Genomic DNA, 21260 nt, shown 5'->3' on the forward strand with positions numbered 1-21260 from the left:
AGTAAATTGAGGTTGTAGTTTACCATTTTATAATTTATTATAATTATGTTAATTATCGGTAAATAAGGACTTGGTAAACTACGAAGAAATATTCTTGAATAAAATAAAAGATATAAAAGATGAGGGGCGCTACCGTGAATTTACGCACTTTGCGTCATTGCCAGGTAGGCTTCCCCACATTATGGACTATGAAAGAAATAGGGAAGTAATAGTCTGGTGCAGTAATAACTATTTGGGAATGTCACAAAATGAGAGTGTAATTGCCGCTATCCAAAATTCATCTGTTGGTGCTGGAGGAACAAGAAATATATCTGGTACAACAAAAGAGGTTGTCGAACTTGAAAAATCCTTAGCTTGTTTGCATAAAAAAGAGGCTGCTTTAACTTTTGCTTGTGGCTACCTCGCTAACCAGACAACACTTAGCACTTTATCGTCTGTTATTCCTGGCGTAGTAATTTTTTCAGACGAGAAAAACCATTCTTCGATGATAGAAGGCATAAAATCAGGAAAAAGACCAAAACATATATTTAAACACAATGATGTTGATCATCTAGAGCAGTTACTCAAGTCTATAGACAAAAAGACACCAAAAATAATAGCGCTTGAATCCGTATATTCAATGGATGGCGATATAGCGCCGCTTGAAGCGATATGCGATCTTGCAGATCAACATAATGCAATTACCTATTTGGATGAGGTGCACGCAGTTGGCATGTATGGTTCACATGGTGGCGGAATTGCAGAAAGAGAAGGCTTAATGGATAGAATAACCGTCATTCAAGGTACACTATCGAAGGCTTTTGGAGTGATGGGTGGGTATATAGCGTCTTCAAAGAGCTTGGTAGATGTAATAAGAAGTTCCGCTCCAGGATTTATTTTCACCACTGCTATGTCGCCTGTTTTAGCAGCGGCAGCAAAGGCAAGCGTTGAGCACCTAAAATCGAGCAACATTGAAAGGGAAAAGCAAAAGCAAGTCGTTGAAAAAGTAAAAAACTCACTGAGAAATGCGGGAATTAACTTCATTCCAACAGAAACTCATATAATTCCAATAATAATTGGCGACTCAGAGTTATCCAAAAAAGCATCAAAATTATTATTTGATGAGCATAGAATATACGTTCAACATATAAATTATCCAACGGTGCCAAGAGGAACTGAGCGTTTCCGTATTACCCCTACACCTTATCATACAGATGAAATGATAGAGCATTTAAGAGAATCTATTGTAAAAGTTTTCGAAAAGTTGTCTATTTCTGTAGCCTGTTTGCAATATCATCAGTAATAATTAACCCATTATTTTCTGTTAACCTTCCACCGCTTTCTTGCAGGAAAAGCTTACCAAGTAAAGCCTTATATTGATTAATTCCAGAGTAAATTATTCCACTGTGCCTTCCTGCCGCAAGGTATGCAAAGCCTAAAATTGTTGAACCTATGGAGCGTACATTACTATTGCCAGGCAGCAATTTATTTAACAAATTACCACTTACATCTATTAGACCCCCTTCACGGCTTTTCACTCGCATTTTTACATGACGAGATCTAAAATCCTCAAGAAAAGCACCTTTCTTTTCTTCTGCCCAAAAAGTTTCTCTAAGAGCCGGAGCATCAATTACAGCTGCCACAACTTTATTTTTATGAATGAGACAGACTGATACTGCAAAATAAACCATGCAACTAGAAAAGTTCTCCCTGCCCTCTATAGGCATAATAAACCAGGTATAAGTGTTATCTTTTACTTCTTGATCAGTATCATCTTCAAAAATAAAACCATAGTCTCGTTTGTAGTCGTGCAAGCAATCGTATATGGTTTGCTTGGATTTTGAATAAGTTTTATTAATAAAGTCTGCTGATTTAACATTAGAAATTTGCAATTCATTAAAATCGCGCATAAGCTGCTTGGAAGCATTACGCACAGAATCAAGCATCACATTAATTCGTGGTGATGAGAGGGACATTCTTCCTTTTACTCTTTCACTCTTTCATAATAGCTGTCATCTGGAGTATATACTACAATTTTATCCTCTTCTTTTATAAACTGAGGCACGTTAACGCGCATTCCGTTTTCCAAAATTGCAGGCTTATAAGAAGCAGTAGCAGTTTGTCCTTTAATAACAGACTCTGTTTCTTTCACAGCAAGTGTAACATAATCAGGCACATGCGCAGAAATTATTTTGTCTTGATAAGCTACAACTTTAATTTTCATGTTATCCTGTAGATAAATCTTTTTTTCTCCCAATAAATCCAAATTTATAGTGATTTGCTCGTAATTACTTGGATGCATAAGATTTACAATGTTTCCTTCAGTGAAAAGGTAAACATATTCCTCTTCATCTAAAATTGCCCTTCTGATTGTTGCATCAGAACGAAATCTTTCATAGTGTTTTGCTCCGGTTTTAATGTTTTTCATTTCAGCTTGTATGTATGCACCACCTTTACCAGGTTGAGTATGCATAATACCTACAACCAAAAATAATCCGCCGTTATGTTCCAACACCTGACCTGGTCTGATATCGTTAGCTCTTTCTGCCATAATTACATTTTCAGTTTGATCTTACAATTATAAATAGTTTTATATAAATATCAAAGTCTTTATTAGTCAATAAATTCTGGCATATTTAATACTATATACCTCCCCTTTATATTTATATGTGGAAATATCTCTTTAGTGAAAGATAGCATAATGCGTTTTTTTGTGCTGATAACTAAAATTTCTAATATATCCCCTGAGCCGAAATTATACACAGATTTTACATAGCCATATAATTCATTACTTTTCAGCCTTACTTCCATATCTACAAGGTCACTTTGATAAAATTCATCCTCATCATCTAGCTCTGGTAACTTGCTTCTTTCTATATATAGCTTCTTACTCCTTAAAAGCTCTGCTTCATTACGGGAATTTACTCCGCTTATTGTAGCTATTACTAAATTATCACCTATGACGGATACTGAGTCTATTTTATAATTCTCATCACCACTGATTAGCTCACCATATAGGGAGATATTTTCAGGCTTTTCAGTAAAGGTTTTTACTTTAACAGCTCCTTTAATTCCGTGAGGAGAGGTAATAATTCCTAAGCATACCAGATTGTCGTTCATATTAAGATGATAACTAATGTTGGATTTTTTGTCTATAAGGCATAAAATACCTAAAAATGTTTGTTGTAATTCTATCAATACAATGTATTATGGAATATATTGTATTAATAGTGGGAAGATATGACTCGATGTATTACTAATCAAAATATTATTAATCAAATAAAAGAGCTTATCCCTCGTTTAAAGGAAGTTAATAGTAAGCTACAAGGTGAATCTATAAAGCTCTTCGGAAAACAAAGAATCTATAATAGTAGAACGTCGTAAACCTGTTGTTGAAGGGATGCTAAAGCATCTAGAAAATCCTTCCACCACTAACTATGATACTATGATTGATGCAGAAACTGGGTTTGGCAAGACTTATGATATTGGACTGTGGAGTTATGTGCTAGCTCAAGCAGGGTATCACCATTTAGTTGCAGTGCCAAATGGTAATTTAGTTGAACAAGCTAAGAAAATGATAGATAGTGCATTTGCTATAGACATTGAAACACTTGAAACTGTGCAAGGAATTAAAAATGCACTGAAAGCCACTAAACCTACAACAATTATAGTAACACATAATCTGCTTTTACAGCAAGAGAATGATCGAAAATTTGAAGAGCAAAACGGCGAAAAGCCTAAATTGTGGGTTAGTGTTGATGAAGCAGATAGTATTAACAAGCAGCAGGCCTTTGAAAATATGTGCAAACTTGATGCGGAGTATCCTACGACTTACCTAACCGCAACACCAAAGAAAAGGATCTTAAACAGATGTGGAAAAATTATCAGTCCTACAAGATCAAGTAGACGCTGCATTTCAAACACTATCAAAACAGTAAATGTTATTGCAAAAACTAATGAAAGAGAAAAATTCAATCGAGCATTCGTGGTGAATGTTGCTGCTACCATAATACCTTTAATTACATTATTCCCTATTATAAATAGTAATGTTGCTGCAATAATTGGTCTAACTTCAGATTATTGGTTATATTCCGCTTTAATTAATAATCTATACCTTATAATTTCTTTCGTTATATTTTCTATAGTAATGTTGCCAATTTGGTGGGTGTTGACCAAAATAACTGGAGTAGAGTCAAAAGAACTGCTCCTTAGGTTAGCTGCTAACGTGCACAGCTTATTTACTAGGGAAAAGTCTAGTCCAGCTCATGAATATGTTGAAGAATGTGAAGAAGTTTTTAATTACAATAAACTTGTTGACTCTGATAATCTGCTGGAATCTGTGAGATGGAATATACAAAGCCCGGTTGGGGAAAATGCTCTTATTCTAGTTGATGATGTGAATAGCATAATTAACCTTAGCTTTGCATTTCAAGGTAAGAACAATTTGGTATATGAAGATGGTACGCGTTATAAAGTTTATAATAAATTTAAGCCTAAAGAAATGTCGTACCAAGATTACAGACTCAAATTACGTCAATCAAACTTTATAAACTGCGTTAAAAAGCAACACCCCGGTCTAAGAACCTGTACATGATCTCAAGAAAGGAATAAACTAAGAGATAATATATATAAGTTAGGATATATGAGGAGTTTATACCCAAGTGATATAAGTCGGGAAAGATTTGAGATTATGTTACCAGATCTAGAGTCCTGTAGAAAAAAAACAAAACCAAGGAAACTTGATTTGTATGATGTATTTTGTGGAGTGTTATACGTTCTGAAAAGCGGTTGTCAGTGGAGAATGCTACCAAAAGAGTTTCCAAAATGGCGCAATTGTTACGACTATTTTAAGAAGTGGAGTGAAAAACCAGATGCAGATAAAGAAAGTGTTCTGGAGCTGGTGTTAAAAAAGAATAGTTGGCGTGGTCCGACAAAACAATGGTCGGAAAGAAAAAACCAGCTTCTGCATAATTGATGCACAGAGTGTAAAAAATGCAGATACTGCTGAAGAAAAAGGCTATGATGCAGGCAAAAAGATTTCAGGAATAAAACGCCATATTGCAGTAGATACGCAAGGTTTGCCCCATGCAATTTATAGCATTTCTCATAATAGTCCGAACAGGTCATAGGAAGGCAGAATCAACAGCACGACGAAAGGATTCGAATAGAGGAATGTTTTTCCTAGCTCTGTTTTTTATAGCAAACCAATGATGCTCAATTTTGTTGAAATCTGGAGAATACGGCGGCAGATACAAAATTTCTGCACCAACTCCTCTAGCAAGCTCGATAATCTTACCAGACTTATGAAAAGTAGCATTGTCAAGAATGACAGTCTGTCCAGGTTCCAAGATCGGTGTCAAAAATTGCTCAAACCATCCATTAAAAACATCCATATTACAGTGGCCTTCAAAGGTTAATGGAGCAACTATCTTTCTTCTACTTAAGGCTGCAACCATACTGATTCGTTGAGTTTTCTTTCCAGATTTTAGGCCATAAAACCGCTGTCCTTTCTGGCAATACCCATATGGATAGTCCTCTGTGTTATCAATGCCAGACTCATCTATATAAACTAAGTTTTCTGGTTCTTTTGTTGCTATAATTTTTAAGAATTCAGCACGTTTTTCTTCGTTTCTTTCCTTGTATCCATATGTCTTTTTTTGCGCGTAAATCCAATTTTTCTGAGAGCTCGGTGGATCGTTTGGATACTAACGTTGCCCCAAAGTTTAGCCATTTCCGACAGAGTCTTTCCTCCGTTTTCTCTGGCAAATTTAGCAAAGGCATCCCAGTCGGTAATTTTGTGATTGTAACCTCCATTTCCAAGTTTTTTTGATTGAAAGTCTCCTGTTTCTTTTCTTCTTTGCTGCCACTCCCATAAAGTAGTTCGTCCAATTTTAAATCTTGCTGCCACTGTTTCTCTGCTTCCTCCCTCCTCTAGCGCTTCCATTGCTTTTTTCCTTAAGTCATAACTATATGCTGCTGGCACTCAACCTCCTTATCATCGTCTATCCTTATCTTATCACATCCGGACTTCTATGAAAAGAGCTATAACTTTCCTGAATTCTATCGCAAGAAGTGGAAAGAACGTTCTAGACAAAGGATGGTCTTGGGTACAGCTATGCTATTCATCGGACTTATAGTTTCAGCGAAGCTTATATATGAAATATTATTAGGCCATACTATGCTATTGCCATCACTTTGCGGTTTCATAGCATTTGGACCGCTAGCATCTTTGTGTGGTGCATTATTATGTGGAATAACGACCTATTTAGTGAAAGGGACATTTTTTCTTTTGGGAATACCAATCCTGTTAGGGGAATTATCGAAATGCGTTTTTAGAAACGATTTAGTACAGGATTTATTAGAAATGACATTGTCACTTGGTGATAGTGCTTTCTTCCAGACTCCAAAAAGCATTTTACAATCATTTATATTTGAGGATGCAACAAAGTCTGACTCACTAAGTGATATAAATGGACTTACATTGATAAAAGAGCAAGATAAGGTAAAATGCATGAATGAAGTAGCTACTATAATTTCGGTACAAACAATAATTGGTAAACAGCAAGGTTTTACGTGTGCACCTGCTTGATTTCACTAGAAGATTTCTCAGATAAATATTGAGTTAAAATCTCGATGCCTTCATCAATCTCTTTTTCAGTGATAATGAGTGGAGGTAAAATTCTCACAACGTTATCTGATGTTACCCCAACAGTAAGCAAGCCGCGATGACTTAGCTCTTCTGCAAACTTTTTATTGTTTGCTTTCACCTTTATTCCAAGCATTAACCCTTTCCCTCTTACTTCCTCTATTATTGGAAGTTTACTTGCTAAGTCTTCTAGTTTATTTTTTAAGTATTTACCTCTAATTTCAACATTTTTCAAAAAGCCGGGGCTGAGCAATTCTTCGAGTACAGCATTACCTACTGAGGTTGCAAGCGGATTGCCACCAAAAGTGGAACCGTGCATACCAACTGCCATGTATTTAGCAGCCCTTTCAGTCGCAAGACAAGCCCCTAGCGGAAACCCCCCGCCTATTCCCTTTGCAAGAGCACATATATCAGGTTCCACTCCTATATGTTCGTATGCGAATAATTTTCCTGTCCTACCAGCACCGCATTGCACGCAATCAAAAAATAACAATATGTCATTTTCATCACACAGCTTTCTTAGTTCTTTCATAAAGACTTCATTCATTACTTTGATACCACCTTGCCCTTGTATTGGTTCTATTAATATAACACCTATACCACTTGAAATTGCTTTCTTTACACTCTCAATATTGGGCTCGATATTATCACACCAATCAATACAGGGACTCAGTAATTCAGAAAATTTCTGTTTATCGTTTGCAGCGCAAGTTAGGAAAGTTCTTCCATGAAATGCACCATGGAATGTTAAAATTCTGTGACGGTTTTTATTGTCTTTTCCGTTTTGATAGACCCTAGCAATCTTAAGCCCACATTCTACTGCCTCTGATCCAGAATTTGAGAAAAATACAGTGTCAGCGAAACTGTTGTTTATTAATTTTTCTGCAAAATTATTGGCAGCAGGTATATTATAGGTATTTGATATATGCCATAATTTTTCTCCTTGCAATTTAAGAGCACTAATTAATCGCGAATTAGTGTGACCTAAGCTACTAACGGCTATTCCGGAGTGAAAATCTACGTAGCGCTCACCATCAACATCATATAGGTAGATACCTTTGCCATGAGAAAAATTTATATTAACAGGAGAATAAACTGGCAAGATAGGAGAAATTGTCATAAAATATTATATGCTAAATTTTATTATTAATAACATAAAAACCGTTGTTTCACAATAAGAAGGATATGTATAAGCTAGGTAAATTAATGTTTTCTGCACTGGAGAAAAACAAATACACAAAAGTTATTGTATTACTCTCATCGATCTTTATGATTTTATTCAGTGTGATATATTGTAATTATTTACTAAGGAGTAATTTCCTTTCTTCTTACCGTGATTCAAGTGTAAACTTAAAAAGTGTACTGGAAAATGGCATAATAAAAAAATACCATTATTTACTAATAGAAAAGCATCACATTAAATACAAAAGTTTTGATTACATAAACCAACTGGTAAAACTGCGTGCTGAATTATTACAATCAGTGAGCAAAGTAAAGGATTTCAGCTTAATACTGTATGATCAAAACGGCAGAATAATATTCAGTAATTTTAACACTCAAGATTATGATTATGAACAGTTACTTACAAACGATGAAATTGATAAACTATTAAGTAACCAAGAAATATTTTATACTACAGGAAATACATTAACTTCTATTTCCCCTATATTCCATGAAAATAGCGTTAAACCGTCGTTTTTTTTGAAGATTCTTCGAAACTACAATAATTCTTATGTTATAGCATATGGCCTGTTTTTAACATTTTTGGGCTTATTATTAATAATTTTGATATTAATAATGTTCTATTTGCACTTTTCTAATACCCAAATGCTAGCCAAGCAACATAAAACTAACATTGAATTACAGCAGATAAAAGAGACATTAGAGCAAGAAAATGCAAACAAGCTAAAGTTTTTTGCAAGCGTTACACATGAATTACGCACACCTCTTAATGCTATTATTGGATTTGCGGAGTTGATCAAAAATAAAACTTTAGGTTCAATGGATAATTCTCAATACAAGGAGTATGCAGACGATATATATAATGCAGGAACACACTTACTTAGCTTAATTAATGATGTGTTAGATTTTTCAAAAGCCGAATCAAGTAGTTTAACAGTAGAAAAAGTGAAGTTTAACCTGAACAAAATAATGGATTCATGCATAAATATGCTATTACCTAAATTAAGAGAAACTGAGATTAATTTAAAGAAAGAGATACCTAATAAGCAGTTATTAGTTATTGCAGATCCTAAGAGAATGAAACAAGTTATAATAAACTTATTATCAAACTCAATCAAATTTACCCCAAAGGGTGGTTTAATAAGAATGGTGGTAAAAGAAAATATAGAAAAAAACTTATTAACTATTGAGTTTCATGACAATGGAATAGGAATAATGCAGCAGGATATATATAAAGTTATGTCTGTTTTTGGCCAAGCAGATTCGGGATATAGAAATGAAGGTACGGGCATCGGATTGCCGCTAAGCAAGAAATTAGTAGAGTTAATGGGTGGAACTTTCGACATTAAAAGTGAAGCAAAACTTGGTACTACGATAACATTGAACTTCTTTTATGAAGAACAAACATGTGAAGATTCGATTGATTTTTAATAGGATCTATTGATATGGTCTTGAAAACCACACTTTACCAAAAGCGGCAAGCCGAGAAGGCAGTTATCAATAAGCCCCCTGTCAAGAGTCTTATCTGTGTTAGCTATATATAAAATTTGATACTCTGACTACAATATACTACTATAGATAGAAGTGTTATTAATGGAGCAAGGTATGGAGTTAGTAGTAGGAAATAATGCACCTGATTTTAGCTTACCAACAGATTTTGGTGAAAATTTATCACTGAGTGAATTTTTTGATAAAAAAAATGTAGTTCTCTATTTTTATCCTAAAGACGATACTCCGGGTTGTACGATGGAAGCAAAAGGCTTTAGAGATAAAATAGATGATTTTTCTTCCCTTGACACAGTGATAATTGGTGTATCAAAAGATAGTGTTAAGTGCCACACTAACTTCAAAGCAAAATATTCTCTGCCGTTTTCTTTAGTTTCTGATGAGAATGCTGAAATGTTGGGAAAATATGGTGTTTGGGTAGAGAAAAGTATGTTTGGCAAAAAGTATATGGGAATAGAACGCACTACTTTTTTAATAGATAAAAAAGGTAAAATAGTGAAGATCTGGAAAAATGTAAAAGTTAGTGGACATGTTGATGAGGTTCTGGAAGAAGTAAAGAGAATATAAACTAAAGAATAGGTTAATGGCTACCCATTGCTACATAAAAAAGCTGAAATTACATAATTTTCGTAGCCACTCAAACTTTGAACTGGATTCAGATGATAGCTCGGTTGTGATAACTGGCAAAAACGGTATTGGTAAAACTAATATACTTGAAGCAATCTCGTTGCTTGCTAAAAGCAATGGAATGAAAAAAGCAAAAGCCAGTGAGATACAAAATAGATTCAGTAATGAAGATTGGTCAGTGCACTATGATTTTTTTAATGGAACAGATTTTAATTCAATTGGTATTGCAAAGAGTTTTGATAAGAAACTAATACAAATTGATGGAAAAACGCAATCGAGTTATTCATCTTTGTATAAGATATCCAATGTAATATGGCTGATTCCACAAATGGACTATGTTCTTCTTAATTCTCCAAGTGATAGATTAAAATTTTTAGACCGTATAGTCTCACTGTTTGAGGAAAATTACACTTGCTGTTACATGAAACACAGAAAAGCTAAACATGAGCGAAGTAAACTATTGAGGGAGAACACCTTGGACGAAAATTGGCTCTCTAGTCTTGAAAACATAGTGGCCGTCAATGCAGTTAGTATTTTACATATGCGATCGTCTGTTTTAAAGATATAGCTCTTTTCATAGAAGTCCGGATGTGATAAGATAAGGATAGACGATGATAAGGAGGTTGAGTGCCAGCAGCATATAGTTATGACTTAAGGAAAAAAGCAATGGAAGCGCTAGAGGAGGGAGGAAGCAGAGAAACAGTGGCAGCAAGATTTAAAATTGGACGAACTACTTTATGGGAGTGGCAGCAAAGAAGAAAAGAAACAGGAGACTTTCAATCAAAAAAACTTGGAAATGGAGGTTACAATCACAAAATCACCGACTGGGATGCCTTTGCTAAATTTGCCAGAGAAAACGGAGGAAAGACTCTGTCGGAAATGGCTAAACTTTGGGGCAACGTTAGTATCCAAACGATCCACCGAGCTCTCAGAAAAATTGGATTTACGCGCAAAAAAAGACATATGGATACAAGGAAAGAAACGAAGAAAAACGTGCTGAATTCTTAAAAATTATAGCAACAAAAGAACCAGAAAACTTAGTTTATATAGATGAGTCTGGCATTGATAACACAGAGGACTATCCATATGGGTATTGCCAGAAAGGACAGCGGTTTTATGGCCTAAAATCTGGAAAGAAAACTCAACGAATCAGTATGGTTGCAGCCTTAAGTAGAAGAAAGATAGTTGCTCCATTAACCTTTGAAGGCCACTGTAATATGGATGTTTTTAATGGATGGTTTGAGCAATTTTTGACACCGATCTTGGAACCTGGACAGACTGTCATTCTTGACAATGCTACTTTTCATAAGTCTGGTAAGATTATCGAGCTTGCTAGAGGAGTTGGTGCAGAAATTTTGTATCTGCTGCCGTATTCTCCAGATTTCAACAAAATTGAGCATCATTGGTTTGCTATAAAAAACAGAGCTAGGAAAAACATTCCTCTATTCGAATCCTTTCGTCGTGCTGTTGATTCTGCCTTCCTATGACCTGTTCGGACTATTATGAGAAATGCTATACTACAAGACACAATTGATAACCATTCCAGTGAGTTTTTTCCGAAGGCAAGTTTGAAATTCAGCAGCCAGCTAACTTTGGACGATACTGCAGAATATTTTCAGAATCGTCTAAGAACCTGTACATGATCTCAAGAAAGGAATAAACTAAGAGATAATATATATAAGTTAGGATATATGAGGAGTTTATACCCAAGTGATATAAGTCGGGAAAGATTTGAGATTATGTTACCAGATCTAGAGTCCTGTAGAAAAAAAACAAAACCAAGGAAACTTGATTTGTATGATGTATTTTGTGGAGTGTTATACGTTCTGAAAAGCGGTTGTCAGTGGAGAATGCTACCAAAAGAGTTTCCAAAATGGCGCAATTGTTACGACTATTTTAAGAAGTGGAGTGAAAAACCAGATGCAGATAAAGAAAGTGTTCTGGAGCTGGTGTTAAAAAAAAATAGTTGGCGTGGTCCGACAAAACAATGTTCGGAAAGAAAAAACCAGCTTCTGCATAATTGATGCACAGAGTGTAAAAAATGCAGATACTGCTGAAGAAAAAGGCTATGATGCAGGCAAAAAGATTTCAGGAATAAAACGCCATATTGCAGTAGATACGCAAGGTTTGCCCCATGCAATTTATATAACAACAGCAGAGATAACTGACCGTAGCAGTGCTGTGAGAATGGTCGAAAATGCAAAAGAAAACCTCTCGGGAGTTAAAAATGTACTGGTTGATGCAGGCTATACTGGAGAGAATTTTGCAACTCAAATAAAAACGATTATTGGTGCAACCGTTGAAGTGATAAAAAGAAATGAATTACATTCCTTTGTTGTATTGCCCAAAAGATGGGTTGTGGAGCGATCTTTTGCTTGGTTAGAAAAATGTAGAAGATTGTGGAAAAATTGTGAGCGAAAACTCAATACTAGCCTACAAATGGTCGTTCTGGCTTTCACTGCCTTACTTCTGAAAAGATTATGAACAGGCTCTAAAGGAAAACAGAGAAAAAGATTCATTGACTGGTAGAGTAACCTTTGGTGTGCATAACGATAATTTTCGGGTTTTTTGTCAAAAAAGAAACGTACCAATAAATCTGTGCTCCACTGGAGAACAAAAGTTATTACTGCTTTCTATTATTTTATCCAGTGTAAAAGCAAGGTGTATTCATTACAATAAAGCACCACTTCTTCTGCTTGATGATATAATGTCTCATCTGGATAAACATTACAGAAAGGCGTTAATAGAGGAAGTATTAAGTATTCAATGTCAAACTTGGATAACTGATGTAAATCAAGATAATTTCAATAGCTATCTTTATTCTTTCAAGTTTTTTGAATTATCAAATGAATTAAATGCAAAACCTACTTGACAAACTCCGCCAGCCCTCTTATCATGAAACTGAAGCTATTTATTTATCTTCGCAATCTGTGCAGGTTAATGACAAAAAACTTAGGGTATTTGGCGTCTCATGTTTAATTTTTCGCACTACGTGCATCGCATGTCTTTAAAAATTTCTAGGTTTTTACCTATATAAGCCGAAACGCGCTTACAAAGCGTTTAAGACAGCAAAAAACGTCAAATTGACAAGGGAGAATTTGAATGCTAGCTACTACGGGGTTTCTTTGCCTTTTTTCCTGCTTAGTAAATTTCTTAAACACTTGCGGTGTAGGTTAGTTGCAAGTTAAAAGCAGCTAAATCGCTCTTAATCAAGCGTTTTAGAATAAAAAAAACGCCGATATTTTAGTACATAGTAAATAGCCAACCACCACGGGGCTTCTTTTGCCTTTTTTTCGTTTGGTAAATTTCTTAATGTTTATAGCTAAACGACAACCGTCATCCCGCTGCTTGTTAGCGGGATCTAGAGATACCGTGACGGTATGACGGTTCGCGGCGGCATGACGATAACCTTGTCATTCCAGCGCGTGGCGCTGGAATCCAGACTTTATAGCATTTCTCATAATAGTCCGAACAGGTCATAGGAAGGCAGAATCAACAGCACGACGAAAGGATTCGAATAGAGGAATGTTTTTCCTAGCTCTGTTTTTTATAGCAAACCAATGATGCTCAATTTTGTTGAAATCTGGAGAATACGGCGGCAGATACAAAATTTCTGCACCAACTCCTCTAGCAAGCTCGATAATCTTACCAGACTTATGAAAAGTAGCATTGTCAAGAATGACAGTCTGTCCAGGTTCCAAGATCGGTGTCAAAAATTGCTCAAACCATCCATTAAAAACATCCATTAAAAACATCCATATTACAGTGGCCTTCAAAGGTTAATGGAGCAACTATCTTTCTTCTACTTAAGGCTGCAACCATACTGATTCGTTGAGTTTTCTTTCCAGATTTTAGGCCATAAAACCGCTGTCCTTTCTGGCAATACCCATATGGATAGTCCTCTGTGTTATCAATGCCAGACTCATCTATATAAACTAAGTTTTCTGGTTCTTTTGTTGCTATAATTTTTAAGAATTCAGCACGTTTTTCTTCGTTTCTTTCCTTGTATCCATATGTCTTTTTTTGCGCGTAAATCCAATTTTTCTGAGAGCTCGGTGGATCGTTTGGATACTAACGTTGCCCCAAAGTTTAGCCATTTCCGACAGAGTCTTTCCTCCGTTTTCTCTGGCAAATTTAGCAAAGGCATCCCAGTCGGTGATTTTGTGATTGTAACCTCCATTTCCAAGTTTTTTTGATTGAAAGTCTCCTGTTTCTTTTCTTCTTTGCTGCCACTCCCATAAAGTAGTTCGTCCAATTTTAAATCTTGCTGCCACTGTTTCTCTGCTTCCTCCCTCCTCTAGCGCTTCCATTGCTTTTTTCCTTAAGTCATAACTATATGCTGCTGGCACTCAACCTCCTTATCATCGTCTATCCTTATCTTATCACATCCGGACTTCTATGAAAAGAGCTATAACTGATATGATTACAGAAAGAGAATTTATTAGAGCCTGTTCATAATCTTTTCAGAAGTAAGGCAGTGAAAGCCAGAACGACCATTTGTAGGCTAGTATTGAGTTTTCGCTCACAATTTTTCCACAATCTTCTACATTTTTCTAACCAAGCAAAAGATCGCTCCACAACCCATCTTTTGGGCAATACAACAAAGGAATGTAATTCATTTCTTTTTATCACTTCAACGGTTGCACCAATAATCGTTTTTATTTGAGTTGCAAAATTCTCTCCAGTATAGCCTGCATCAACCAGTACATTTTTAACTCCCGAGAGGTTTTCTTTTGCATTTTCGACCATTCTCACAGCACTGCTACGGTCAGTTATCTCTGCTGTTGTTATATAAATTGCATGGGGCAAACCTTGCGTATCTACTGCAATATGGAGTTTTATTCCTGAAATCTTTTTGCCTGCATCATAGCCTTTTTCTTCAGCAGTATCTGCATTTTTTACACTCTGTGCATCAATTATGCAGAAGCTGGTTTTTTCTTTCCGACCATTGTTTTGTCGGACCACGCCAACTATTTTTTTTTAACACCAGCTCCAGAACACTTTCTTTATCTGCATCTGGTTTTTCACTCCACTTCTTAAAATAGTCGTAACAATTGCGCCATTTTGGAAACTCTTTTGGTAGCATTCTCCACTGACAACCGCTTTTCAGAACGTATAACACTCCACAAAATACATCATACAAATCAAGTTTCCTTGGTTTTGTTTTTTTTCTACAGGACTCTAGATCTGGTAACATAATCTCAAATCTTTCCCGACTTATATCACTTGGGTATAAACTCCTCATATATCCTAACTTATATATATTATCTCTTAGTTTATTCCTTTCTTGAGATCATGTACAGGTTCTTAGGTAGTTATAGACACTGAAAGTGGTAAAACTTACCACTTTCAAGTAAAGAAAACTACGTTTGTGCCTCCAATAATTTCTATTACTTATCCACTACTGCACCGTCTTTACAAATCACACTTCCTGGTGTTATTTTTGAAACGACTACAGGAGCGCCAAAAAACACAGCAGTGAATGCACCGAGTGCAAAAAGCGCTGGCCACGGCATTCTGCCGAATATTGCAAGCAACGCTGCACCAATTATCACTATTGTGATCATTGGTCCACCTATGCCATGAGTATAGCCTATTATCTTGCATATCACCGATGATGTTGTATCATTTTTATCAACAAAAGTAGGACTAGTACCAGCATTTGCATCAAATGCAAAGGAGAGAATTAAAGCTACAAGTAGAAGAAAATTTTTCATTACGCCTCCTATAATTTCTGTTTCATATTTGATTATCTATCACATTGATTAAGTTTAAGTAAATGGTGAGGATTTTTTGCTTAAAAGTATCCTTTATTTCATTTAGAATACTTTTCTTGGTTCGTTTATATTACAGTGCTACAGAAATTTTACAGCATCGTTTATTGTCTTTATCGTGCTTTGATTGACACAATTTATAATGATGGAGTGGAGCATGCAGGGTATTTATCATTTTTAATTCTGTTATCAATATTTCCTTTTCTCATCGTTTTAATGGCTGTGGCGTCAACATTCGCAAATTTTTTAGACCAGTACAACATTGGCTGGGTATTTATCATTGATAACATGCCACAGGATATTTTATCATCTTTGATGCCGCGTATTAGGGAGATAATATCAGGCCCGCAGCAAAGCTTACTAACTTTAGCAATTGTAGGTGCTGTTTGGACCGCTTCATCGACAATTGAAGGGCTTAGAACAATACTCAATAAGGCCTATAAAGTTCCGGTTTCGCCGCCTTATATATTAAGAAGAGTACTAAGTATATTACAATTTTTAGTAATCACGCTTATTATAACTCTAACTATAGTGTTTTCTACACTAGTACCAATGCTAATTGATTTTTCCTATCAGGGGCTAAGTTATACTAGGTATTTACTTATTGAATTTGTACTTTTCACAGTAGTCTCTTGGCTATATTTTATGTTACCAAACATAAAACAAAATTTATCAGACGTATTTCCTGGATCTTGTGTAGCTGTTATTCTTTGGACGATTTCTGCTTCAGCTTTTAAGCAATACTTAAAAGCTTCCTTTGACCAACTGGATTTGATATATGGAAGTTTAGGTGGTGTGGTAGTGTCATTACTATTTTTTTATATGCTAAGTTTGATTTTTATATATGGAGCAAAATTCAATTTTCAGCTAAAATATTTCAATGGATCTCGCTAAGGAGAAAGAAATGGGTAAGTTAGAAGGTAAAGTAGCTTTAATCACCGGAGCTTCAGGTGGAATAGGCTCTGCTGTTGCAAAAAGGTTTATAAGAGAAGGTGCATGTGTGATTCTGATTTCAAGATCTCTTGATAATCTCAAGCCACTATATAATGAAATTGAAGAGCTTGAAGAATTTAAAGAAGGCTCTGTGAAACTAATTCAGCTTGATCTTTTAGACTTTGAGAATGTAAAGATACTGACAAACATGATAGAAAGCCTGAAATTATCAGAATCTGGAGCACTTGATATATTAGTTGCATGTGCTGGAATTTTAGGCAAGCTGAACCCCATTCATGACTGTGAGATTGAAGAGCTACAGAACGTAATGAATACAAATTTTACTGCCAATTGGTACTTACTAAAAAACTTAGATCCAATGCTAAAAAAGTCTAATGCTGGAAGAGCGATATTCATGACCTCAGAAGTGACACTTTCTCCTTCCTCTTATCCATATTGGATGCCGTATGCTGCAAGTAAAGTTGCACTAGAAATAATGGTGCAGATATATGCATCTGAGACAAAACATACAAAATTATGTGTAAATGCTGTATACACGGAAGGACCTGTGGGTAGTGAGCAGGCATTTCCTGGATCTGAACTGGTGTCACCTGATAAACTAACAGATAAATTTGTGGAATTAGCTTCTGAAGACTGCAGCATATCAGGAAAAATCTTACCGCTCAGCAAATCTCCCGAATAAATTACCATAGTATCTGCAAAGATACCGTTAAGCCCACAACTGTATGAACATTGTGATTTGAGAGTAATCTCCACTAGGAAGGATGTCATCCCAGTGCCTCTATGGTGTCATGCCAGTGCGTGACACTGGAATCTAGTCTTTATTATGCAGCCACTTATTTAAAGTTAAGTTTTCTGGATCCCAGTGTCTGGGCACTGGGATGACACCTCTGGGCACTGCCGTCATAAAGGAACCAGTGTCAGCTACTTGAATGACATCATTTGCTGTGCAATTTACCTTCAAAAATGAATGTTTATACAGCTGTGTGTCAAGCACTGGAATCTGCCACGCAAATTGCAATGTTCGTACAGTTATGCGTCAAGCCTAAAAGTAGTTAGCTAATAGGTTTAATAAAAATTCACATATACAGGAAAGACTGGTAACATTACTTGAATAGAGACCGTTATTGTAATTATGCCGAAACGCACAGATATAGAATCCATATTAGTAATAGGAGCAGGCCCAATAGTTATAGGTCAGGCATGCGAGTTTGACTATTCTGGAACGCAAAGCTGTAAAGTATTAAAAAGTGAAGGTTATAAAGTCATTTTGGTTAACTCTAACCCCGCAACTATAATGACAGATCCTGAATTCTCTGATGCAACTTATATTGAGCCGGTACTGCCTGAAATCATAGAGAAAATTATAATTAAGGAGAGGCCAGACGCAATATTGCCAACAATGGGCGGGCAAACAGCACTCAATTGCGCAATAAAACTTGCAGATGATGGAGTGTTAGACAAATACAATGTAGAATTAATAGGGGTAAACAGAGAAGCAATAAAAAAAGCAGAGGATAGAGAGTTATTCCGTAAGTCCATGGATAGAATAGGACTGAAATACCCCAAAAGTATCATTATAAAAAATCAAGAACAAATAAAAAAGGCTTTGGATTACGTTGGATTACCAGCAATCATTCGTTCATCATTCACTCTTGGTGGCGCAGGTAGTGGCATAGCATATAATAAGGAGGAGTTTTTCAATATCGCAGAAAGTGCTCTCAAAATTTCGCCAATAAATGAAGTTCAGATAGATGAATCAATTATCGGCTGGAAAGAATATGAAATGGAAGTTATCCGCGATTGTAAAGATAACTGCATAATAGTCTGTTCGATAGAAAATGTTGATCCGATGGGAGTGCACACTGGGGATAGCATAATTGTTGCTCCTGCTTTGACTCTGCGTGACGTAGAATACCAACAGATGAGAAATGCATCTATAGCAGTGCTGAGAGAAATTGATGTTAGTACCGGCGGTGCAAATGTTCAGTTTGCAGTGAATCCTAAAGAAGATGGAAGCCTCGTTGTAATTGAAATGAATCCAAGGGTTTCTCGCTCTTCTGCACTTGCTTCGAAAGCAACAGGCTATCCTATTGCAAAAGTTGTAACTAAACTTGCTATTGGCTATTCGCTCGATGAAATACGTAACGACTGTGCTCCAATAATACCAGCAGCATTCGAACCAGTGATTGATTATATCGTCACTAAAATCCCTCGATTTGAGTTTGAGAAATTTAAGGGAACGAATTGTAAACTATCAACTTCCATGAAATCAGTGGGAGAAGTAATGTCTATAGGCCGCACTTTTAATGAGTCACTACAGAAAGCTTTCCGTTCACTTGAAACTGATCTTACAGGACTTGATGAAGTATTTCCTGAGAACATTGATATTGATCACGTAAAATCTCAATTAGCAAAATTGCTGCCAAACAGATTACTGATTGCTGCTGACGCAATGCGCCACGGAATTAGCATAGAAGAAATAAATTCGATTACAGGATATGACTTATGGTTTCTGCAAAATATACAGCAAATCATCTTGGCTGAACAAAAAATCAAGAAAAACGGCCTCCCTGGAACTGCATATGAAATGTTAGAGCTGAAAAAAATGGGATTTTCAGATGCAAGATTGGCAAAGTTAAGTAATAGACCTACCTCTGTCATCCCAGTACCCTCTAATGTCATCCCAGTGCGTGACACTGGGATCCAGCCAGCGTTACACGCTGGAGATCGAGTAAAACAAATTGAAGCAATAAGAAAAGGGTTTGGCATTAAACAAGTTTATAAGCGTGTAGACACCTGTGCAGCTGAATTTGAATCGAGCACTGCTTATATGTATGGCTGTTATGAGGGTGATGTTGAAAATAAAACGGAATGTGAGGCGAATATTTCTGACCGAGAAAAGGTTGTCATTTTAGGAAGTGGTCCAAATCGCATTGGTCAAGGTATTGAGTTTGATTATGCATGCGTACATGCAGCTTCTGCCGCCAAAGAAATGGGGTATGAAACAATAATGATCAATTGTAATCCAGAAACTGTCTCAACTGACTACGATACCGCTGATCGTTTATATTTTGCACCACTGATTGCAGAGGATGTGCTTGAAATACTAAGTAAAGAGCAAGAAAATGGCACATTGGTTGGTGTAATAGTTCAAATAGGCGGTCAAACACCTTTAAAGTTAGCCAAAGTGCTTAACGAGAGAGGTTTCAAAATTCTGGGAACTTCGTTTGATTCTATTGACCTTGCAGAAGATCGCATGAGGTTTAAAAACCTTGCTTTGCAACTTAATTTAAAACAACCTGAAAATTCTATCTGCCATTCAGTAGAAGAAGCGTTAACCAATGCAGAAAAGGTGGGGTTTCCACTAGTAGTCAGGCCATCATATGTCCTCGGCGGTCAGTCTATGTCGATTAGACACGATACTCAGAGCTTCAAAGAGTATGTCTTGAATCAAACCAAAATTTTTGAACACGGATCGCTGCTTCTTGATAAATTTTTAGTCAATGCAGTTGAGGTTGACGTTGATGCTGTATGTGATGGGGAAAAAGTTTTTATTGCAGCGGTCATGGAGCATATTGAAGAAGCTGGTATCCACTCTGGCGATTCAACGTGCTCAATACCGACAAATACATTGAGTGACGCGGTAATAAAAGAGATTAAGCTACAAACTGAAAGAATAGCTCTTGCACTAGAAGTGAAAGGTCTGATAAACATTCAGTTTGCTGTTCAAGAGAGTGATGTATACATACTTGAAGTGAATCTAAGGGCTAGTCGCACAGTTCCTTTTATTTCCAAGGTAATCAATATTCCTATTGCAAAACTTGCCACTCAAGTTATTTTGGGTAAAAAATTGAATCAGGAAAACGAGCCTTTCAATCATTTTGCAGTTAAAGCTGCTGTTTTTCCATTCACGCGCTTTTCGGGAATTGATATTCTACTTGGTCCTGAAATGAAATCAACAGGAGAAGTGATGGGAATTGACTCATCTTTCGAAGCTGCACTTGCAAAAGTGCACATGGCTGCGGGATACAAGTTACCAACAAAAGGAGCAGCTCTGGTTTCAGTAAAAGATGATGATAAAGAGTATATATTGCCTGTTGTACGAATGTTGAAAGAACTGAGTTTTGAAATATATGCAACCAAAGGTACAGCTTCTTATCTGAATAATAATGGCATTGCTGCAAAAGCTGTAAATAAAGTGAGAGAAGGCAGACCCCACATAGTTGATATGCTCAAAGATGGAAAAATAAATCTAGTGATCAATACCTCAAAAGGTGTGAAATCAGTTTCAGATAGCAAAGATATCAGGAGAACTGCTATTTTGCAAAATATAGCTTACAGTACCACAGCTTCTGGGAGTAAAGCGTTAGTGCTTGCAATTCAATATGTAAAGAATAGCAAATTGGAAGTGAAATCATTACAGCAGATACAAAACGTTTAAATATCAAAACTAGAATAATTCACTCTCAAAATGCTAAAGAGAACATAATAAAAAGATGGAAATTTTGAAGGAAATAGTATACCTAAAGAATCAACTAGCGTAATTGAACAGCCAAATGCTACAACGAATACTCCACAATCTCACCTAG

At 36.1% G+C, this 21260-nt stretch carries 17 protein-coding genes and 5 pseudogenes; 14 read left to right on the plus strand and 8 right to left on the minus strand.

What is annotated here, in order from left to right; translation table 11 throughout:
* Window positions 1-70: 70 nt before the first annotated feature.
* Entirely contained in the window at window positions 71-1282 is a 1212-nt protein-coding gene (gene hemA, locus ABWU71_RS02430; RefSeq protein WP_353284712.1) for a 5-aminolevulinate synthase, read from the plus strand.
* On the opposite strand, the gene ABWU71_RS02435 is transcribed toward hemA, so the two are convergent.
* The 3 genes from ABWU71_RS02435 to rimM all read right to left on the minus strand — a co-directional run bounded on the left by ABWU71_RS02435 (window position 1248) and on the right by rimM (window position 3099).
* Window positions 1248-1955: an inositol monophosphatase family protein gene (locus ABWU71_RS02435; protein ID WP_353284713.1), complete on the minus strand. Its 708-nt coding sequence runs from the start codon at window positions 1953-1955 to the stop codon at window positions 1248-1250. The genes hemA and ABWU71_RS02435 overlap by 35 nt on opposite strands.
* A gap of 8 nt (window positions 1956-1963) precedes the next feature.
* Window positions 1964-2530, minus strand: a complete 567-nt coding sequence (gene efp, locus ABWU71_RS02440; RefSeq protein WP_012673415.1) for an elongation factor P — start codon at window positions 2528-2530, stop codon at window positions 1964-1966.
* Window positions 2531-2592: 62 nt separating this feature from the next.
* Complete coding sequence (gene rimM, locus ABWU71_RS02445) at window positions 2593-3099, minus strand: ribosome maturation factor RimM (RefSeq protein ID WP_353284714.1); 507 nt, start codon at window positions 3097-3099, stop codon at window positions 2593-2595.
* A gap of 325 nt (window positions 3100-3424) precedes the next feature.
* Here rimM and ABWU71_RS02450 point away from each other — a divergent pair, with 325 nt between their 5' ends.
* Both ABWU71_RS02450 and ABWU71_RS02455 read left to right on the plus strand, forming a co-directional pair.
* Complete coding sequence (locus ABWU71_RS02450) at window positions 3425-4573, plus strand: DEAD/DEAH box helicase (RefSeq protein ID WP_353284715.1); 1149 nt, start codon at window positions 3425-3427, stop codon at window positions 4571-4573.
* Between the two features lie 48 nt (window positions 4574-4621).
* A pseudogene (locus ABWU71_RS02455) lies at window positions 4622-5075 on the plus strand (IS5 family transposase); the annotation flags it as partial.
* A gap of 27 nt (window positions 5076-5102) precedes the next feature.
* On the opposite strand, the gene ABWU71_RS02460 reads toward ABWU71_RS02455, so the two are convergent.
* Window positions 5103-5962, minus strand: a protein-coding gene (locus ABWU71_RS02460; protein ID WP_353284076.1) for an IS630 family transposase whose coding sequence is annotated in 2 segments (ribosomal slippage) — window positions 5103-5638 and window positions 5638-5962 — 861 coding nt in all. Because the reading frame shifts where the segments join, the coding sequence is not laid out codon by codon here.
* A gap of 120 nt (window positions 5963-6082) precedes the next feature.
* Between ABWU71_RS02460 and ABWU71_RS02465 the strand changes: the two genes are divergently transcribed.
* Window positions 6083-6568: a hypothetical protein gene (locus tag ABWU71_RS02465; protein ID WP_353284716.1), complete on the plus strand. Its 486-nt coding sequence runs from the start codon at window positions 6083-6085 to the stop codon at window positions 6566-6568.
* Here the strand turns inward: ABWU71_RS02465 and ABWU71_RS02470 are convergent.
* The gene (locus ABWU71_RS02470) at window positions 6549-7745 is read right to left on the minus strand and encodes an aspartate aminotransferase family protein (protein ID WP_353284717.1); all 1197 of its coding nucleotides are present in this window, start codon (window positions 7743-7745) and stop codon (window positions 6549-6551) included. The two genes, ABWU71_RS02465 and ABWU71_RS02470, sit on opposite strands and share 20 nt — an antisense overlap.
* 65 nt (window positions 7746-7810) lie before the next feature.
* Between ABWU71_RS02470 and ABWU71_RS02475 the strand changes: the two genes are divergently transcribed.
* The 7 genes and pseudogenes from ABWU71_RS02475 to ABWU71_RS02500 form a co-directional block, all read left to right on the plus strand.
* A complete protein-coding gene (locus tag ABWU71_RS02475; RefSeq protein WP_353284718.1) occupies window positions 7811-9238 on the plus strand; it encodes a sensor histidine kinase in 1428 nt (475 codons plus the stop codon).
* A 174-nt stretch (window positions 9239-9412) separates the two neighbouring features.
* Window positions 9413-9880: a thioredoxin-dependent thiol peroxidase gene (gene bcp / locus ABWU71_RS02480; protein WP_353284877.1), complete on the plus strand. Its 468-nt coding sequence runs from the start codon at window positions 9413-9415 to the stop codon at window positions 9878-9880.
* 16 nt (window positions 9881-9896) lie between these two features.
* Window positions 9897-10505, plus strand: a pseudogene (locus ABWU71_RS02485) (AAA family ATPase); the annotation flags it as partial.
* 62 nt (window positions 10506-10567) lie between these two features.
* Window positions 10568-11427, plus strand: a protein-coding gene (locus ABWU71_RS02490; protein WP_353284719.1) for an IS630 family transposase whose coding sequence is annotated in 2 segments (ribosomal slippage) — window positions 10568-10892 and window positions 10892-11427 — 861 coding nt in all. Because the reading frame shifts where the segments join, the coding sequence is not laid out codon by codon here.
* Window positions 11428-11454: 27 nt separating this feature from the next.
* Window positions 11455-11571 (plus strand): annotated as a pseudogene (locus tag ABWU71_RS08035) (DNA replication and repair protein RecF); the annotation flags it as partial.
* 60 nt (window positions 11572-11631) lie between these two features.
* A protein-coding gene (locus ABWU71_RS02495) for an IS5 family transposase (RefSeq protein WP_353284178.1) occupies window positions 11632-12424 on the plus strand; the annotation gives its coding sequence in 2 pieces (ribosomal slippage) (window positions 11632-11895 and window positions 11897-12424; 792 coding nt in all).
* A pseudogene (locus tag ABWU71_RS02500) lies at window positions 12420-12812 on the plus strand (DNA replication and repair protein RecF); the annotation flags it as partial. The gene ABWU71_RS02495 and the pseudogene ABWU71_RS02500, both read left to right, overlap by 5 nt.
* Window positions 12813-13416: 604 nt before the next feature.
* Here ABWU71_RS02500 and ABWU71_RS02505 read toward each other — a convergent pair.
* The 3 genes and pseudogenes from ABWU71_RS02505 to ABWU71_RS02515 form a co-directional block, all read right to left on the minus strand.
* Window positions 13417-14289: pseudogene (locus ABWU71_RS02505) on the minus strand (IS630 family transposase).
* Between the two features lie 103 nt (window positions 14290-14392).
* A protein-coding gene (locus tag ABWU71_RS02510; RefSeq protein WP_353284294.1) for an IS5 family transposase occupies window positions 14393-15185 on the minus strand; the annotation gives its coding sequence in 2 pieces (ribosomal slippage) (window positions 14393-14920 and window positions 14922-15185; 792 coding nt in all).
* Between the two features lie 145 nt (window positions 15186-15330).
* Complete coding sequence (locus ABWU71_RS02515) at window positions 15331-15657, minus strand: TrbC/VirB2 family protein (RefSeq protein ID WP_353284720.1); 327 nt, start codon at window positions 15655-15657, stop codon at window positions 15331-15333.
* Window positions 15658-15792: 135 nt separating this feature from the next.
* Here ABWU71_RS02515 and ABWU71_RS02520 point away from each other — a divergent pair, with 135 nt between their 5' ends.
* The 3 genes from ABWU71_RS02520 to carB all read left to right on the plus strand — a co-directional run bounded on the left by ABWU71_RS02520 (window position 15793) and on the right by carB (window position 21112).
* On the plus strand, window positions 15793-16608 hold the full coding sequence (locus ABWU71_RS02520) for a YihY/virulence factor BrkB family protein (protein ID WP_353284721.1): 816 nt from the start codon (window positions 15793-15795) through the stop codon (window positions 16606-16608).
* Window positions 16595-17350 carry an SDR family oxidoreductase gene (locus ABWU71_RS02525; protein WP_006279711.1) on the plus strand — a complete coding sequence of 252 codons (756 nt, stop codon included), beginning with the start codon at window positions 16595-16597 and terminating at the stop codon, window positions 17348-17350. The genes ABWU71_RS02520 and ABWU71_RS02525 overlap by 14 nt, the downstream gene beginning before the upstream one ends.
* A 453-nt stretch (window positions 17351-17803) precedes the next feature.
* Window positions 17804-21112: a carbamoyl-phosphate synthase large subunit gene (gene carB / locus ABWU71_RS02535; protein ID WP_353284722.1), complete on the plus strand. Its 3309-nt coding sequence runs from the start codon at window positions 17804-17806 to the stop codon at window positions 21110-21112.
* Window positions 21113-21260 lie beyond the last annotated feature (148 nt).

Source organism: Wolbachia endosymbiont (group A) of Lasioglossum fulvicorne, from assembly GCF_964028605.1.
Classification (GTDB): Bacteria; Pseudomonadota; Alphaproteobacteria; order Rickettsiales; family Anaplasmataceae; genus Wolbachia.